The sequence below is a fragment of the Acinetobacter sp. ANC_7504 genome (assembly GCF_056779995.1).
In genome coordinates this window covers 736,461-754,676 of sequence record NZ_JBWYIZ010000001.1, presented here as the reverse complement: position 1 = coordinate 754,676, position 18,216 = coordinate 736,461, and the positions used below count along the sequence as shown (strand labels likewise).

General features: G+C 36.8%; 16 protein-coding genes. 6 read left to right on the top strand and 10 right to left on the bottom strand.

The window, feature by feature from the left end; genetic code table 11:
* The first annotated feature begins 35 nt into the window (after positions 1-35).
* The gene (gene gcvH / locus AC1M9F_RS03760; protein ID WP_035267502.1) at positions 36-410 is read left to right on the top strand and encodes a glycine cleavage system protein GcvH; all 375 of its coding nucleotides are present in this window, start codon (positions 36-38) and stop codon (positions 408-410) included.
* 196 nt (positions 411-606) lie between these two features.
* The gene (locus tag AC1M9F_RS03755; protein WP_481597092.1) at positions 607-1,782 is read left to right on the top strand and encodes an MFS transporter; all 1,176 of its coding nucleotides are present in this window, start codon (positions 607-609) and stop codon (positions 1,780-1,782) included.
* A gap of 54 nt (positions 1,783-1,836) precedes the next feature.
* On the opposite strand, the gene AC1M9F_RS03750 is transcribed toward AC1M9F_RS03755, so the two are convergent.
* The 4 genes from AC1M9F_RS03750 to AC1M9F_RS03735 form a co-directional block, all read right to left on the bottom strand.
* The gene (locus AC1M9F_RS03750) at positions 1,837-3,000 is read right to left on the bottom strand and encodes a PilT/PilU family type 4a pilus ATPase (RefSeq protein WP_179997983.1); all 1,164 of its coding nucleotides are present in this window, start codon (positions 2,998-3,000) and stop codon (positions 1,837-1,839) included.
* A gap of 160 nt (positions 3,001-3,160) precedes the next feature.
* The gene (locus AC1M9F_RS03745) at positions 3,161-4,198 is read right to left on the bottom strand and encodes a 3-deoxy-7-phosphoheptulonate synthase (protein ID WP_481590965.1); all 1,038 of its coding nucleotides are present in this window, start codon (positions 4,196-4,198) and stop codon (positions 3,161-3,163) included.
* A gap of 409 nt (positions 4,199-4,607) precedes the next feature.
* Positions 4,608-6,743: a sensor domain-containing protein gene (locus tag AC1M9F_RS03740; protein WP_180027846.1), complete on the bottom strand. Its 2,136-nt coding sequence runs from the start codon at positions 6,741-6,743 to the stop codon at positions 4,608-4,610.
* Between the two features lie 383 nt (positions 6,744-7,126).
* Positions 7,127-7,888 carry an alpha/beta fold hydrolase gene (locus AC1M9F_RS03735; protein ID WP_481587912.1) on the bottom strand — a complete coding sequence of 254 codons (762 nt, stop codon included), beginning with the start codon at positions 7,886-7,888 and terminating at the stop codon, positions 7,127-7,129.
* A gap of 244 nt (positions 7,889-8,132) precedes the next feature.
* On the opposite strand from AC1M9F_RS03735, the gene AC1M9F_RS03730 reads away from it, so the two are divergent.
* Positions 8,133-9,338, top strand: coding sequence for an amino acid aminotransferase (locus tag AC1M9F_RS03730; RefSeq protein WP_481587911.1), 1,206 nt, complete (start codon positions 8,133-8,135; stop codon positions 9,336-9,338).
* Between the two features lie 40 nt (positions 9,339-9,378).
* Here the strand turns inward: AC1M9F_RS03730 and AC1M9F_RS03725 are convergent, their stop codons facing one another.
* Positions 9,379-10,488, bottom strand: coding sequence for an S-(hydroxymethyl)glutathione dehydrogenase/class III alcohol dehydrogenase (locus AC1M9F_RS03725; protein ID WP_092766302.1), 1,110 nt, complete (start codon positions 10,486-10,488; stop codon positions 9,379-9,381).
* Between the two features lie 201 nt (positions 10,489-10,689).
* Here AC1M9F_RS03725 and AC1M9F_RS03720 point away from each other — a divergent pair, with 201 nt between their 5' ends.
* Positions 10,690-12,168, top strand: coding sequence for a phospholipase D family protein (locus AC1M9F_RS03720; RefSeq protein ID WP_481597091.1), 1,479 nt, complete (start codon positions 10,690-10,692; stop codon positions 12,166-12,168).
* 90 nt (positions 12,169-12,258) lie between these two features.
* Positions 12,259-12,696: a hypothetical protein gene (locus AC1M9F_RS03715; RefSeq protein WP_481587909.1), complete on the top strand. Its 438-nt coding sequence runs from the start codon at positions 12,259-12,261 to the stop codon at positions 12,694-12,696.
* A gap of 29 nt (positions 12,697-12,725) precedes the next feature.
* Here the strand turns inward: AC1M9F_RS03715 and AC1M9F_RS03710 are convergent, their stop codons facing one another.
* The gene (locus AC1M9F_RS03710; RefSeq protein ID WP_481587908.1) at positions 12,726-13,313 is read right to left on the bottom strand and encodes a uracil-DNA glycosylase family protein; all 588 of its coding nucleotides are present in this window, start codon (positions 13,311-13,313) and stop codon (positions 12,726-12,728) included.
* Positions 13,314-13,326: 13 nt separating this feature from the next.
* Positions 13,327-14,049, bottom strand: a complete 723-nt coding sequence (locus AC1M9F_RS03705; protein WP_481587907.1) for an SGNH/GDSL hydrolase family protein — start codon at positions 14,047-14,049, stop codon at positions 13,327-13,329.
* 147 nt (positions 14,050-14,196) lie between these two features.
* Here AC1M9F_RS03705 and AC1M9F_RS03700 point away from each other — a divergent pair, with 147 nt between their 5' ends.
* Positions 14,197-15,573, top strand: a complete 1,377-nt coding sequence (locus AC1M9F_RS03700) for an alpha/beta hydrolase-fold protein (protein WP_481597090.1) — start codon at positions 14,197-14,199, stop codon at positions 15,571-15,573.
* 24 nt (positions 15,574-15,597) lie between these two features.
* Here the strand turns inward: AC1M9F_RS03700 and AC1M9F_RS03695 are convergent, their stop codons facing one another.
* From AC1M9F_RS03695 to AC1M9F_RS03685, 3 genes are read right to left on the bottom strand one after another with little or no spacing between them, the layout of a single operon-like run.
* The gene (locus AC1M9F_RS03695) at positions 15,598-16,341 is read right to left on the bottom strand and encodes an SDR family oxidoreductase (RefSeq protein WP_179997992.1); all 744 of its coding nucleotides are present in this window, start codon (positions 16,339-16,341) and stop codon (positions 15,598-15,600) included.
* Between the two features lie 31 nt (positions 16,342-16,372).
* Positions 16,373-17,071, bottom strand: a complete 699-nt coding sequence (locus AC1M9F_RS03690; RefSeq protein WP_035267788.1) for a histidine phosphatase family protein — start codon at positions 17,069-17,071, stop codon at positions 16,373-16,375.
* Positions 17,068-18,189, bottom strand: a complete 1,122-nt coding sequence (locus tag AC1M9F_RS03685; protein WP_180027838.1) for a phosphotransferase family protein — start codon at positions 18,187-18,189, stop codon at positions 17,068-17,070. The genes AC1M9F_RS03690 and AC1M9F_RS03685 overlap by 4 nt, the downstream gene beginning before the upstream one ends.
* Positions 18,190-18,216: the final 27 nt, after the last annotated feature.

Sequence of the window (18,216 nt, the reverse complement as noted above, 5' to 3'; positions counted from 1 at the left end):
CAAGAAAATTTTTCAAATCGAATTGAGGAGTCGTGATGAATCATCCTTCAGAGCTTAAATATGCTCGCACACACGAATGGGTACGTATTGAAGGTGATCTCGTTGTTACTGGGATCTCAGATCACGCACAAGATGCATTGGGTGATCTTGTCTATGTAGAAGCACCTGAAGTAGGTCGTGAATTGACTGCTGGTGAACAAGCGGGTGTAGTTGAGTCTGTGAAAACAGCTTCTGATATTCATGCTCCTGTAAGTGGTGTAGTTGTAGAAATTAATGAAAATCTAGAAGATGATCCAGATTTTGTAAATGATGATCCCTATGGCAAAGGCTGGATCTACAAAATTAAACCATCTAATTTGGCAGATGTAGAACAACTTCTCTCAAATACAGATTATGAATCAGGTTTGTGATATTTATGACCAGTCTACGGACTGGTTTTTTATTTATACATTTTCGGATGAATGGCTCACTTTTTGCTGTAATTTTCATGTAATTTGATTATAATTAATTCAACTTCTCTCCCTACTTCATTGCTGACCAAAACCAAAAATAATTTTATTTGGCACAGATTGAAGCTTTTAATTGTTCAATATTTCAAGGTTGTCTATGTCTTCTATACATGCTGAGCATCTATGGAATAAATCTTTTATTCTGTGTCTAATTAATAACTTATTTATTTTTATCTTCTATTTTGCTCAGACAACGATATTGCCAATTTATATTCTGAATGATTTAAATGGCAATATTACCCAAGCTGGGCTTGCACTGACTTTATTTCTAGCTTCATCGATCGCAATACGACCGTTTACCGGTCTCATTATCGAGAAGATTGGGCTTAAAAAAGCACTTTATATCTCTGAGTCATTTTTTGTACTGCTCTCTTTCGCTTATATCTTTGCTGATAATCTAACCCTATTACTGGTCATTCGGTTACTACAAGGAATTTGGTTCAGTATTTTGACCACTGCCATGATACCAATCGTCAATGACTTCATTCCAAATCAGCGTAAAGGTGAAGGCATGGGCTATTTTGTCATGTCAGTCAATCTTGCCATTGTACTAGGACCCATGTTGGGCTTGATTCTCATTCAACCATGGGGATATATTCCAGTGGCTACACTTTTAGCTGCAATTGTTTTTATTGGTTATTTGTTCTGCTTTTTGATTCCGATCCAGACACAATTTCAAACTGTTAAGCGCAAAACAAAAATTAGTGTTCATGATTTTGTTGAGATTAAAGCTTTACCTGTTGCGATGATGGCGATGCTCATCTCATTTTCTTATGCAAGTATCATGTCTTTTATCTCGACATATGCTGAATCAAAAAATTTATTGACCTATGCGAGCTTATTCTTTGCTGTTTTTGCAATTTCCATGATGCTTCTAAGACCCTTCACAGGAAAGTTATATGACTCTAAGGGTCCTGCCTACGTTGTCTATCCAGCGATTGTGAGCTTTAGCATTGGGCTATTCATTCTAAGCCAAATTCATTCTGCTGCCGGATTATTGATATCTGCTGTCTTTATTGGTATAGGCTTTGGGTCTGCTCAGCCATGTCTCCAAACGCAAGCCATTCAAGCTGTAGCACGTGAACGTGTTGGACATGCGAGTTCAACTTTTTACACCTTTTACGATATTGGCATCGCATTAGGTTCTTTTATTTTAGGTATTGTGATCACACACTATCAGTATTCGATTGCATATATATTATGCGCGATATTGACGCTATTAAGCTTGCTGTTTTACCGCTTCGTTGTTCAAACTAAAGTAAAAGCGTTCTAGATAGCTAAAAATTTGTCCAAAAAAAAGCCTTCAGATGAAGGCTTTTTTATTTAATTAGCTCTCTGCATCTTCATCAAACATACTGAAGGTTTGTGAAGAGGTTTCAGCATTCTCTCGGACGCGTGTACTTTTTAGCTTAATCTGTAGACGTAATTCATTTTTAGAGTCAGCATTACGAATGGCTTCATCATAACTGATCGCACCTTCGTTATATAAATCAAATAATGCTTGGTCAAATGTTTGCATACCAAGTTCTCGCGACTTGGTCATAATTTCTTTCAACTCATGAAAGTTACCTTTCAAAATCAAATCAGAAACTAAAGGTGTATTTAGCATGACTTCTACAGCAGCTCTACGTCCGACACCATCTTCAGTTCGAACTAAACGTTGAGAAATAATGGCTTTCATATTTGATGAAAGATCCATAAGCAACTGATTGCGCCGTTCTTCAGGGAAAAAGTTGATAATTCGATCTAAGGTTTGATTGGCATTATTCGAATGCAACGTGCCTAAGCACAGATGACCAGTCTCTGCAAAAGCGATCGCATGCTCCATGGTCTCCGTATCACGGATTTCGCCAATTAAAATTACATCTGGTGCCTGACGAAGTGTGTTTTTAAGCGCATTATGCCATGAGTGACAGTCCACTCCGACTTCTCGGTGAGTGACCATTGATTTTTTATGTTTATGCACGTATTCAACTGGATCTTCTACAGTAATGATGTGCCCTGCTGAGTTCTCATTACGGTAATCAATCATGGCAGCAAGTGAAGTAGATTTACCCGATCCAGTGCCACCAACCACTAGAATTAAACCTCGCTTTTCCATTACCACATCTTTCAATGTTTCTGGTAATTTCAACTTTTCAAAGTTTGGAATTTCAGAGGTAATGGTACGAATGACCATCCCTACATTAAGTTGCTGTTGAAAAACATTCACGCGAAAGCGCGATACATCTGGGACATTAATGGCAAAATTACATTCTAATTCACTCTCAAATTCTGCTCTTTGTTTTTCATTCATTAAGCTATAAGCGAATAGTTTTGTTTTTTCTGCAGTCAAAGCTTGAGAACTTAAAGGCTTCATTGAACCTTGATGTTTCATACTTGGAGGAAAATCAGCTGAAATAAATAAATCTGATCCCTCATGGTCAAAAACGCTTTTAAGCAATCTGAACATGAATTGCCGAGCTTCGCTAAGTAATTCATTACTGAACATTAATTTCCCCAAGTTATAAATATTAAATACTTAAAATACTAATAGAAATATAAGGTTATTTCAGCTGTTTCATCAAATATTTAATGCTTTGAACAAACATTCAAATCTTAAAGGCAAAAAAAAGAACCCATATTTCATGGGTTCTTTTTTACGAATTATATTAGGAGAGTTGTTGAGCAACATCCAAAATCAATTGCTCTGTACTTAACCAACCCAAGCATCCATCAGTCACTGATTGACCATAAGTCATGTGATCAGAAATTTTCTGATTGCCATCGACTAAAAAGCTTTCTAGCATGACGCCACGGACTTGTGTTTGAGGTCGTTCATTCACAATTTGCTTTAATACAGCAGGTTGATTCAATGGATTCTTAGCGCTGTTTCCATGGCTACAATCAATAATCAAAGCTGGTAGTACATGGTTATTGTTTTCTTGAATCTTTTTAATTTCAGATAATTGGTAATTTGTACCCTGATTCGATCCACGTAAGATCAAATGTGCATGCGGATTACCCTTTGAAGATAAAATGCTTGGACCACCATCTTGACTTAAACCAAGAAATTGATGCGGTTGTGAAGCGGACTGAATCGCATCCAATGCAATTTGGATTGATCCATCTGTACCGTTTTTGAACCCAATGCTATAAGGCATATGGCTAGATATTTCACGGTGAATTTGCGACTCGCTTGTTCTCGCCCCAATCGCGCCCCATGAAATCAAATCATCAAAATATCCTGTTGCCATTGGGCTTAAGATTTCTGTGGCCAACGGCAAACCCATTTCAGCAATTTGAATGAAGAGTGATCTAGACTGTTCAAGTCCTTTTTGCATATCTGCTGAACCATTTAAATCTGGATCATACAAGAAGCCTTTCCATCCTACAGTGGTGCGAGGTTTTTCAATATAAGTACGCATCACGATGAAAATCTGATCTTTGACTTGTTCTTGCAGTTGTTTTAATTTTTGTGCGTATTCGAGGGTTGCTTTAGGATCATGAATCGAACATGGACCAGTAATGACCAATAAACGTGGATCATGACCCGCTAAAATGTCTTGTATTGTTTGGCGATGTTGACGAATTTGAAGTGAAACTATCGGACTAACTGGTAAAGCTGATTTTAGTTCTAATGGTAAGCTTAATTTTTTTTCTAAAGTATGTTGAGCTGTGGTTATAAGCTGAGAATTAATTGCATTCATCTTGAATTCCTTTGGGCAGCAATTGCCCTATCTTTTATTTGAGCGTGAGGTGTCTATTGGCTGGGTTTTGTTCTTGACTAAAATAGAACCAATAACCGTTGCTAAAATAAAAAGTATTCAATGTTTTCATGAGATGCTCCTATATTTGTTGAGATGAAAAAAAACCTGATTGGTGTTGCCAATCAGGTATAAACTTGATGGGCAACATTTTTGTTGCCCGAACGCGTCTAGGCAACTAGATGTTAAATTGCCAAAAATAATAATAAGCGTTAGTAATCAAGTGTGTCGTTTTCATCAAATTATCTAAAATATAACCCTTAAAAGTAAAATACGCATAAATAGACTGATTGACAAGCAATTTATATAAAAAATATTGTTATATCAATCATAACTCAAATATATCAATGGTTTATTGCTTATCTGTAGGAAGCCAATCTTTTATAGCACATACTTGTTTGAGCATCAGTTGCTCAGCCTCAGACTTACAAATCGCTTGGCTAAATAAAAAGCCTTGACCATATGCACAGCCAACATCCTGAAGACTTAAGAGCTGTTGGCATGTTTCGACACCTTCTGCGATCACATCCAATGACAGAATAGGTCCGAGCTTAGCAATGCCCTCTACAATTGAATTGATTGACTTCTCCTCATTCATTCGATTCACAAAAGCATAATCAATCTTGAGACAGTCGACAGGATAATCTCTTAAATGCGTCATTGAAGAATGACCGGTTCCGAAATCATCCAATGAGATTCGAAGACCATAATTTTTGAGCTTTTGTAGTGCTCGAATCACAAATTCTATTCCACGCTCAGCCAGAATATGTTCTGTAATCTCAACCTCGATTAAATGAGCAGGAATTTGATGTCGTTCTAAACGTTGAATTAACAATTCTGCATAATTGTCACGCATGAATTCAACTGGAGAGGCATTAATTGAGATCGGTACAAGTTGAACGCCCTTAGACATCCAATCTGCCATGTCACTGAAAATCTTTTGATGCATGATTTCACTGATTTTACTGGCCAGCTCATAATCGTTAAACGCTTCTGAGATTGAAGCTGGATAATGAAGTTGCTGCTGTGTATCATGCCAACGCATCAAAGCCTCAAATCCGATTAGCTGACAGTTATCTAAGCGAACCTTAGGTTGATAATACGGTTCGATTAAATTGTCCTGTATGATATAGCGAGCAGTATCAAGTTGTTGCATCTTCTTTTCAGCAAGTGCAAACATTTCGTCATCATACATACGATACCCACCACGACCTTTTTCTTTAAGATCATTTAGAGCGGTATCCGCACATTTCATCAATCCGAATACATCTTGAGCATCTTTAGGATAAATGGCACATCCAATACTCATCCCACTATTAATCACTTTTCCTGCATAAGTAATGGGGGCAATATTTTGTTTAAGCACTTTCTGTGTAGTTTGATGTAATTCTTCTTCTGAGGTCATCCCTGAGACAATAATTGCAAATTCATCTCCACCTAAACGTGAAACAATACACTTGCGATCCAAACTCTTTTGCAGACGTTTAGATAAGACTTTAAGTAGATGATCTCCAGCAGGATGACCTAAAGTATCGTTAATGTTTTTAAAATGATCGAGATCAATAAACATCATACCAATAAGTGTTTTTTCACGATTTGCTTGTGAAATCGCCGCTTTTAATTTATTTTTGAAGGCACGACGATTCATCAGACCCGTCAGATCATCATATTCACTGCTGATTTTTAGTTTAGCTTCGGCAACACGTTGACGGGTAATATCACGTGATACACAGAGAATACTGGTCGTATTTCCTTGTTCATCATGCACAGGTGTTAAAATATTATCCCAATACATCACAGTATCGCCGTGTGTGCTCATCCCCGCAAAACGGGCATTCTTCCCTCGAGCTGCTGTTTTAATCGCTTTTGCCCCCTGTTCACGTACTTCAGGTGGTAACAGCGTTAACCAATCCATTCCAAATTTCTTAACACGCTCTTGACCCAGTAATGCCATGCATCCAGATTTGTTCATGTGTTCAAGCTTGCCATCTGGTGTGATAATTTTTATACAGTCTACGCTGACATCGAGCATATCTGTATTCGCACGCAAGGCCTCAGCAGTTTCACGCATTTTGATTGTACGATCATGGATATTTGTGCAACTTATCATCCAATTTTGCTGGTTGGATTGAATCACCTTAGGTTCAGCAAGCATTAAGAACCAAAGATATTCACCTGATTTATTTTTTATACGACACTCTTTTTCAAATTTCTGACCGTTTTTTTGAGCATCATTCCAAATCTGATAAAGATGTTCAGCATCATCAGGATGAACAAATTTAAGCCAGTCTACGTCACGTAAGATTTGCGTATCCGCACCGATATATTGTTTAAGTGCGAGATTACAATACCCTGAGTTGGTGTGACTGACCCAAATCAAATTGGGCAGTAAATCGAGTGCAAATTTAAAGTCATCTGACAGTGTTAGATGCAAAGGCACAGCTTTGGACTGTAAATGATCAGCTCTATTCAGATCCAGAATGCTCATAGTTCACCTATTCGAAAATAACAACCCATCAAAATGACGAATACAAAAATCAGCGTAAAAATTTAGAATTTAATTAATCAGTATTTAAATTTAGTTAATAATGATTATTAATCATCATTAATTTTAAAATACGTGATAATAATAACACTTAAATGGACTAAATTAATACAAATACCATTTCTGCATGATACATAATTTTTATCACTTGTGAATATTAAATAGACAAAATGCATAAAAAATAATGAAATACGACACAATAATGAATTTATTTGATAATTCGACATCTTAGAATTAAATAATTCCGATTTTAATTAAAAAAATACCTACTTATATTAAGTAGGTGTTGAATAATATAAAAATAATCTAAACTTATTATTAATTTATTATAAAAAATCTTTAATGTTTTTGATCACCTCACTTGGTTTTTCTGCATGTAACCAATGTCCAGTGCCATCAATCGTCACAAATTTAGCTTTAGGATATTGGAACCGAATAAGATCGTTATCACGCTCGAGATTAATATAATCGGATAATTCTCCTTTTAAAAACAAAGTTTCATTCGATTGTGGATTAAGACGTTCCCATGACAAAATCTGAAAATATTGTTGTTTAAGTGCATCTAAGTTGAATAGCCAATGTCCATTGCGGAAAGATTTGAGCAGAAATTGAATAACGCCAATTTCATTAATATATTTCTGCATCAACTCGGTTGCCTCCTTTCTTGAAACAACTTGAGCTTTTTGAACTTCTTCTAAAGCTTTGAAAATTTGATCATGATGAGATTTTTGATAAGCGACGGGTGCCATATCAAGTACAATCAACTTAACTACTCGATGTGGTACAAGGTTTGCTAAGTGCATGGCAACTTTCCCCCCCATCGAATGACCAATGATGTGAAATTGTTGCACATTCATATCATCTAAAGTTTCTACAACATCTTGCGCCATGAGTTGATAACTCATTTGATTAGAATGAGGTGATAAACCGTGATTACGCAAATCAATTTGGATGACATCATGCGTTTCCTGAAATGCTCTCGCGAGCATGCCGAGGTTCGATAAACTACCAAAAAGACCATGAATCAGAACAAGAGCAGGTTGACGTTGATTCGCATTTGATTTGGTGATCTCAGCATTTAGTCGCATATATATACTCAAATAGCTTTAAAAATGTGATTCAAATTCTAACAGTAGAGTTTGTATTTTGGTGTTAGTTTAATTTTTATTTATATAATTCAGTAAATTAAAGACAATCAAAAAAATTCGGTTATAAGTAAAAGTATTGAGTTTTATAAAAATTAGTCCTGTAATTCGATCTTGTGATCGTGCGGAAATTATATATATTATCCGATTAAACTTTTTACTTTGAACATTTTAGGAAATTTAGACCATGTTTCATCATGTAGATGCTTATGCAGGTGACCCTATTCTTTCACTTATGGAAGAATATAGTAAAGATGAGCGTACTCAAAAAGTGAATTTGAGTATTGGTCTATATTATAACGAAGACAGTATTGTACCTCAGTTAAATGCGGTCAAAGCTGCGTACAAAAATATTGAACCGAGCAACGATAAAGTTAAACTTTATTTACCAATGGATGGTTTGAAATCTTATAACGAAGCGACTCAAGCATTAGTTTTAGGTCCTGATAGTCAAGCGCGTAAAGATGGTCGTGCTGTCACGATTCAAACACTTGGTGGCTCAGGTGCACTTAAAGTTGGTGCTGATTTTTTGAAAAAATATTTCCCTGAGTCAGATATCTGGGTAAGTCAGCCAACTTGGGATAACCATATCGCAATTTTTAATGGCGCTGGTATCCAATCTCATTTCTATCCTTATTTTGATGCTGATACAAATGGCGTTAACGTTCCAGCAATGCTTGAGGAATTAAAAACACTAAAAGCAAAAAGTATTGTTTTGCTTCATCCTTGCTGCCATAACCCAACTGGTGCAGATTTAACGCCAGCAGAATGGGATCAAGTGATCGAAGTACTTAAGACGAATGATCTTATTCCATTCCTTGACATCGCTTACCAAGGTTTCGGTAAAGGTCTTGAAGAAGATGCATACCTTATTCGTGCTTTAGATAAATCAGGTATGAATTTCATTGTGAGTAATTCATTCTCAAAAATCTTCTCACTGTATGGTGAGCGTGTCGGCGGCTTAACATTTGTCTGTGATGATAAAGCTACTGCTCAAAAAGTGCTTGGACAATTAAAAGCAACTGTACGCCGTATTTATTCTAGTCCAGCAAGCACAGGTGCATTGTTGGTTGAAAACGTGTTAAACAACGCAGATCTAACTGCTCAATGGCAAGCTGAATTACAAGAAATGCGTGAACGTATTATTAAAATGCGTGAATTGTTAAATGCTAAATTGAGTGCGGCTCTGCCTGAACGTGACTTTAGCTATCTAGTAAAACAACAAGGTATGTTCAGTTATACAGGTTTGACTGGCGAACAAGTGGATATTTTGAAAGATAAATATGGTATTTATTTAGTCCGTAGTGGCCGTATGTGCGCAGCAGGATTAAACTTGAATAATATTGATTATGTGGCTGAATCAATTGCAGAAGTTTTGAAAGCTACCGCTTAAAAACAAAAAACGGGTATATCGCCCGTTTTTTATTGCCCAATTAAAAATGTACAACTGTACGGATTGATTTACCTTCGTGCATTAAGTCAAAGGCTTTATTAATGTCTTCTAGCCCCATAGTATGAGTAACAAAAGGTTCTAATTGAATGTCACCCTTCATCGCATCTTCAACCATTTTTGGTAATTGAGTACGACCTTTTACACCACCAAATGCTGTACCCATCCATTTACGTCCAGTCACTAATTGGAATGGACGAGTTGAGATTTCTTGACCTGCACCAGCCACACCGATAATGACAGATTGCCCCCAACCACGGTGTGCACATTCAAGCGCTGAGCGCATTACGTTTGTATTACCGATACACTCAAATGAATGATCAACACCCCAGCCAGTCATCTCTACAATGACTTGTTGAATAGGTTGATCATAGTCCTTAGGATTGAGGAAATCTGTAGCACCAAACTGCTCAGCCAATTTAAATTTTTCTGGATTAGTATCCACTACAATAATTCGGCCAGCTTTGGCTTGTTTAGCACCTTGAACAACTGCTAAACCAATACCACCTAAACCGAACACAGCAACAGTATCACCTTCCTGTACTTTTGCAGTATTGTGAACCGCACCAATACCAGTCGTCACGCCACAACCCAATAAACAAACGTGTTCAGGGTTTGCTTCAGGATTAATTTTTGCTAACGATACTTCGGCAACAACTGTGTATTCACTGAATGTTGAACACCCCATATAATGGTAAATAGGTTCGCCGTTATAAGAGAATCGAGTCGTTCCATCAGGCATAACACCTTTACCTTGAGTGGCACGTACAGAGACACATAAGTTTGTTTTATTTGATTTACAGAACAAACATTCGCCACATTCTGCAGTATAAAGTGGAATGACATGATCACCTGGTTTTACACTGGTCACGCCTTCACCAACTTCAACCACAATACCTGCACCTTCGTGACCAAGTACCGCAGGGAATACGCCCTCTGGGTCTTCACCAGAAAGTGTAAATGCATCAGTATGACAAACACCTGTATGCGTAATTTTCACCAATACTTCACCAGCTTGTGGTGGAGCAACATCTAATTCAACAATTTGTAATGGCTGACCTGGACCGAATGCCACCGCTGCACGAGATTTCATGATGAAAACTTCCTTTGTAAATTAAGATTTAACAGATAAGTTACAGTAACCGCTTTTGATAAAAACATTCAACTATTTGATTGATGATATTATAGCCATACAACTGAATAATAAGATTTAGGAACGACAGCTTTGATGCTTATGTTGCGACATATATTGTGTTTACTCACATTCTTTATTTTAACTGGATGTAATTTGGCGATGAATACAAGTATAAAACAAGCCCCAATCCAACCTCATACCGCACTTTGGCTCAGTAATACACCAGAAACAAAACGCAATATTGAACAAGGTTTAACTGCATTTTTACCACTTCATGATCCTTTTATGAGTATGGCTTCACGTGTTCATTTAATACGTGAAGCAAATCATACGATCGATTTACAGTACTATATCTGGGAAAATGATGTGATAGGTCAGCATTTATTGTCTGACCTACTCAAAGCAGCTGATCGTAATGTGAAGGTTCGACTGTTAATTGATGATCAAAATGGCACTCAATTAGACTCGACCTTAAGTGCATTGTCTAAACATCCTAATATCGAAATTAAGCTATTTAATCCCTACAAATTTCGCAGCTTTAGAGTTTTGGATTATGTGTTTCGCTTTAATAAAGTCAATCATAGAATGCATAACAAACTGATTATTGCTGACGGAGCGATTGCTGTTACTGGGGGGCGTAATATCAGTAATGAATATTTTGATGCCAGTGACAATTTTCAATTCGCGGATATGGATATTTTATTTGCAGGGCAATCAGTTTCAGCTGCAAACACGGTGTTTCACCAATTTTGGAATGATGAGCTGAGTTATGATATTCAGCAAATAATTCCTGAGTCTCAAAAAGAATTAGCGCATTTAAGATCGCATTATTCAACCAAGCAAAATTTTCAAGGTGCTGAAACTAAAAAACGTATTGATCAAGCAGAACATTTTTTAGAAGAAAATTTAAAAAAACATCCTATTCGTTGGTCTAAAGCTCATTTTGTTGCAGATAGCCCCAATAAAATCAGAGCGAAAGCTCAATCTCATGAACTGCTGTTTAATCAGTTCAAATCCATTATGGGAAAACCCGCTCAAGAAATAAACTTGGTGTCTGCCTATTTTGTTCCTACTGTTCATGGTGAGTCTTTCCTCAAACAATTGAGTGAGCAGAATGTCAAAGTTCGCGTCTTAACAAACTCATATTTGGCAAATGATGTCCCGATTGTTCATGCATTTTATCAAAAATATCGAACCTCACTCTTAAGGTCAGATGTAAAACTTTACGAGTTTAAACCTTATATTGAACGGTCTGATCGGACTTGGTATGAAATTATGACGGGTAATGTTATTCCTGCGAAAGGAAAAAATGCGTCGCGGCTTCATGCTAAATTTTTTACTGTAGATGATAAAGTTTTTATTGGAACATTCAATTTTGATCCACGTTCAGCGTATTTGAATACTGAACTTGGACTGATCATTGAGTCAGCCGATTTTAAAACAGAGATATCTCAATCTTTAGATGAAAATCTTCCCAAAGTTGCCTATCAACTACATTTGGATGCACATCAAAACTTAAGATGGGAAGAACAACGAGGTGAAGAAAAGTTAATACATGATCATGACCCTGAAACGACTCGTTTTCAGAGATTTATGTTCAAATCTTTGTCCTATCTCCCAATCGAATGGATGATGTAAATTCTTTGTTGTGACTGGTTTGTACAATCAGGATAAATTGCATTATTATTCACGTTTTATTTTTTGAACCCTTGGTTCTACTCTACTCCCATGCAATTTTTTGATCTTAGTCGACAGTATAATCTGAACGACATACTCACCCCTTTTTTATCACTTGAAGATTTATCTCAGCATGAATGGTATTTAGCTAAAATTAGTGTTGATTATGATTGCCTTACTGATGAAGACTTAGTTGAAGGTTCTATCACGTTAAAATCTAACCATAATGTTCAAATTGATTTGGCTTGGTTAATTTTAGACAATGGTCATGAGTTACAAGTTTTTTTCAAAGGCATTGAAACCTCTGTCTCAGAACAAACGCTCGTGATTGTGAAGGGTGCCCGCTTAGTTGATGAAGAAGGACAAGAATTATCTGCTCAAGCATTATCTTTATGGATTGATGGTACTCTACTCAATATGCTTCCACATATTCGTAAAGAAATTAAATCACGTTTAAACTTGTGGGATTATGTAGATTATGATGTGTAATAAGCATCTCGATTGACTTTAACAGGTTGTTAAATTAATCCAATTGACTGGAAAAGTTCACGATAGTATTCGGCTTTCTTTTCAAGAGCTAAAGGATAAGCTCTTGAAGAAGATGGCATACGATGAATTCGGATATCTTTGTTATCAAATTGCAGATCCACGACTGTACCCATTTTAACTTTAGTGTGTACAGACGCATTCATTGACTTTAATAAGGTCTCAGTTGCTTTATCACCTGTGGTCATAATATCTCGACAATATGGAATTTTTTTAAGCAATAGAAACATATCTGTCGGTGTAACGATTTCTAGAAATTGATCTGAGGCATTGTCTTTCAAACGCCGTACTTGATAGGCTGTATCAAATATTGCAATGCCCAACTCATTTAGAAAATCTTTCAGCATTTGCTCTTTGAATTGTTTATTTTCACGGTCTAGAAAATAATGAGAGTCTTGAAAAAAGATCAACCCATATATTTTCCACATATCATTTTGAAAATTCGGATAATAAAAATCCATTTTCCATCTTGCTTTCGGCGGAGGAAAACTGCCAAGCATGAGCAATTTGGCTTGTTGAGGTACAAATGGCTCAAGTGGATGTGTTTCGATATCACTCATATCAAATTTCGGTCTAACTTTTCGATCTACAGTGATTTTGAATAATCGAACTAATTTTTTTTGCCCAAAGCTGATAGATTTCTTTACTTGGATGAAATCCATCCTCAGCCATCTTCAAATTGAGTTGTTTATACTCATCCAAATCATATTTAACCAATTCAAATTTTGGTTGTGGTTCAATCCAATTTTCCAATTCAACATTCATTTGATGGGCATATTTTCCAAACAACCAAGCTAAAGGATTTGGTAATGCAGGAAACTCATTCATCGGTGGAACTCCAGTCGCGATAATGAGCTTGGGTGAAAATTTCTCAGCGATCAGTGAATATAATTGTTCTTGTAGGCAGATCCATTTTTGTGGTGAGATGAGCTGTGTTACATCATTGACCCCTATCGAAGTTACTACAATATCAAACTGATCGTTATTAATAGCCTGTATAGTTCGAATTACATCTGAAGTACGATTTCCAGTTTTTGCAATTAATGACCAGCGAATTTGAAAATGATCTCTTAGTTCTTGTAACAATGTTCCGCTTAGCGCATCTTCTTGAAATTGCACACCCACACCAGCAGCAGCTGAATCACCTAAAATTAAAATTGATATTTGAGGGCCATTACCAACCAAACCATTTCTTTCCCCCAAAGCTTCTGCTAAACGAGGTGTATTTTTCTTGACTTGGTAACCTTGCACAAGTAAAGCTGGAATGAGTGCGATTGTCGCTAATTTAAGAAACATGTATTTGATTTTAGGTTTTGATATTTCCTATTTTAAACGATTTTTTGATATTTTCATTGCTATTTATTATTGAAAATAATTATCATTTACATAATTAATTCAAAGCTAAAATCCATGAATCATCCTATCAAATTTTTTTGTATATTGATGTTAGTGAGTTCCGCAGTAAGTGCTGATCTCTCTGTAAATCATTCATTACAAGTCAGCACTCAATCCTATGCCCCTGTATGTGAGGATATGGATGCTAAAAGTAAGGTGCTTCAACAAATCCAAAAACAGATTCAGATGTATCCTGATCAAAAAAATCATCTCCTCGATCAATTTTGGTCGGAAATTCGTAAAAATCAAACCCCAATAATTGAAGATTTTAATGAAACACACCAACGTGTCATTTATTTATATCGTGGTGCAAAACACAATGTGCGATTAATCGGTGGTCCGAGTAATGATCATGAGTGGTTAACTCGACTTAAAGGTACTGATATTTGGTTTAAAGAAAGTATTGTCGATTCAAGATTTATCGGAAGTTATAGTTTTGCTGTGGATTCACCGAATATCGATGGATATTTATCAAATTACTGTCCACATTTAAACCCAAATTTAAAAGAATCACGAGATCAGCGTCGATCTATTTTAAAGGTACAACAACTCGACCCTTTCAATCCTCATAAGTGGTTTGATTCTAAAAACATTGCCTTAAAAACGAATACCACGCTGAGGAATGAAAATATCGCAAAACTCAGTCGAGCGCCCAATTTTATTGATCCAACTCAAATGGCTGAAAAAAGTGAAAAACAATTAACTTCTTCCGTGTTGAAAAGTAAAGTTTTGGGAAATGATCGTCTTATTCAGATTTATGCAACTCCACCTCAAGTCGGAAAATCATATATCACTCTGATTTTTTTTGATGGTGAACAATATGCGCATTTAGTTAAAGTTCCCCAGATATTAGATCAGTTGGTTGAACAACAGCAACTCCCACCTATACAGGCTGTTTTTGTTGGACACCCAAATGATCAATTACGTGCTAAAGAACTTAGCCCCAATCCAGAATACACACAGTTTTTTCAAGAAGAATTATTGCCTTGGATGAGTCAACATTTGCCCAACCAACGTGATCACAACAAAACAGTCTTATTGGGTTCAAGTTTAGGTGGTCTGAGTTCTGCTTATTTGGCGTTAAAAACATCCAATGATATTAGTCACGTCGTGTCACTTTCTGGTTCATTTTGGTGGAAATCTGATCCAAACGATACAATCAATGGTATGAGTAAACTGATCAGAGCTTCAACATTAGACAATACAAAGAAACTCAATTGGTATATTTCAGCCAATAGCTATGAAAATTCGAGACAAAATAATAGCTTAAGCATTCTAGAAACCTCTCCGATTGTCGCTCAGGATTTAATCGATCAAGGACACAATGTTCACTATCAAGAATATATAGGCGGACATTCATATGCCGTTTGGCAAATCGTCATACAAGATGCTTTGAAATATTTCTTTAAAAATAAATCCCACTAAATGTGGGATTTATAAGACGTTATTTTAACTCAGCTTATTGACGAGCTGAAGCGGTAAAACCTTCATTGCAAAACCCAATGGCAACCATGGCCACTTTGGTACATATGCTTTGACTGGTTGCTTTTCGATTGCTTCAGCTAATAGTCGTGATCCTGTGGCTTGATCGACCTCAAAAGGTAATTTTCCAGCACCTTCATTAATTTCAGTTCGAATGTAACCAGGATAAATCGTTGAAACTTTAATTGGTGTTCCAAGAAGTTCAGCCCGAATCCCTTCGGCTAAATGCGCAATTCCCGCTTTACTGGCAGCATAAGCTGTAAGATGTTTTGGCATACCACGCAAAGCACTCATCGACGAAATTACAACTAAATGTCCTGAATTTTGAGATCTAAAAATTTCGACCGCTGCTTCACATTGTGCCATCGCAGAAATAAAATTAGTTTCAACTGTTGCTTTATTAATCGCAAAATTACCTTTACCGATACGACGTCCTTCGCCCACACCAGCATTGACTATCACTCGATCGATAGTGCCTAGCTCATCTTTAAACTCTTTAAATACACGGAAAACTTGCTCATCATCCGTGACATCCAATACCTTCGCACTTACTTTTACCTGATAGCGTTGTTCTATTTCATCTTTTAAAGCATACAACCTTTCTAAACGACGAGCACAGATCGCTAGGTTATATCCTTTTTTTGCAAACTCTTGTGCCATCCCAGCACCGATACCTGAGCTTGCACCTGTAATTAATATAGTTTTGTTCATTCCATTTTCTCTCTATGGCATATAGCCTTGATCAAATCCAAGTGAGCAAATCACGATCTTGTTCTTTTAAATAATGATGTTCATTTAAACTGAGTAATTGTGGTTCTGTACCAACCAATCTTAAGGTGGTAAAACTGGTATTGGTGATTGCCCAGTTCAATGCAAAAGTTTTGTCTGCACTTAAACCAAGTAAATGCCCTGCAACGACAGATATCACACCACCAGACGTATAAACTACGGCATAGCGAGGTTTTTCTGTTTCAAGTTGTATACATAGTTTGTTCAAGCCTTGAAGTACTCTTTGCTGAAATTGAGGCCAGCTTTCATCATAATCATGATGATGATCTCCCTTAGTCCAACGTTGAATTGCACCTTCAAAAATTTTTCCTAAATAGGCACGAGGATCTACCGCTTGACCAACATCTTTTTTAAGTAATGCAGGATCTGCAAAACGTGGTTCATATTTTGCAAACACTTGTTGATGATTGAACTCGTTCCAATGTGGATCGATATCAATATGACTGTCAGGAAAACACTCATTCAAAGAGATATCTGCCGTCTGCTGATGACGTTTCATCGAGCCAGCTAATACATAAGGCTGCTCTTGTATTAACTTTTGAAAATATTGTCCCAACACACGTGCTTGAACTTCACCTTTCTGAGAAAGCTGATCATAACTTTCAGCACCAAATGAAGCTTGACCATGTCTGACCAAATATATTGTCGTCATCTTGGCAGAATATCCTGTAATTTTGCGAGATAAGTTTTTGCAATTTCATTCGCTTCAAGCTTTTGTATACCTATAAGTTTTAAAGCACGAATATGTAATGCATGAATCACAATCCAAAAATCCTTAAATGCAGGATTATCCGTTTGTTTATGGTAATAACGATAATAAATTTGTTGTGCTATGACCGCTAATCTAAAGATCCCAAAAACTTCATAGAACGTCCAGTTAGATGGCTTTAGTCCTGTTTTTTCTAGGTAATAATCCACAACTTCTTTACGTGTAAACATGCCTTTAAGATGTGTAGGTTGTCGACGTGTCGATTTAAAGATCATATTGTCGTTTTCTTCAACCCAATATGCTAAGGCTGATCCTAAATCCATAAGTGGATCACCAATTGTCGCCATTTCCCAATCCAACACCCCGATGACCTCAGTAGGCTGTTGAGGATTCAAAATGACATTATCAAAACGCCAATCGTTGTGAATAATACAGTTGGTTGAATCCTCAGGAATATTGTCTTTAAGCCAATTTCGTACAAACTTAAAGGTCGGCACATTGATGGTATGGGCTTTGTCGTAGCGACTGTCCCAACCTTCGACCTGACGACGGCAGTAACCCTCACCTTTTCCAATTTGCTCAAGAGCTGTTCCTTGATAAGGAACTTGGTGCAATTCAATCAATTTGTCTAAAACATTTATACAAAGCTGATGCACATCAAATTCAGTGAGTTTTAGTTCTGGTGGAAGCTTTGCCCTTGGTATAATTCCCTCGATTCGCTGCATCACATAAAAATCGCATCCGAGTACAGATTCATCCTGACATAATGCCAGCATTTTGGGCACGACTGGATATAGATCTTTTAAAGCTTTCTGAACATTATGTTCTCGAACCATATCATGAGCAGATTTGGCTTTGGTTCCTGCGGGTGGTCTTCTTAATATCAGATCTGCATTGCTATATTTTAGCCGGTATGTCCAGTTTGAAGCTCCACCAGAATATTGTGTAACTTCTACAGGCTCAATCACTTCCACACCATTTTGATTTAACCAGTTTGTGACTGAAACGATATCGAGCTCTTCACCACGTCTGACTTGCCCTGCTGTATCTATAACTGACATATTTCTTCCTTAAATCGAGTGCTCATC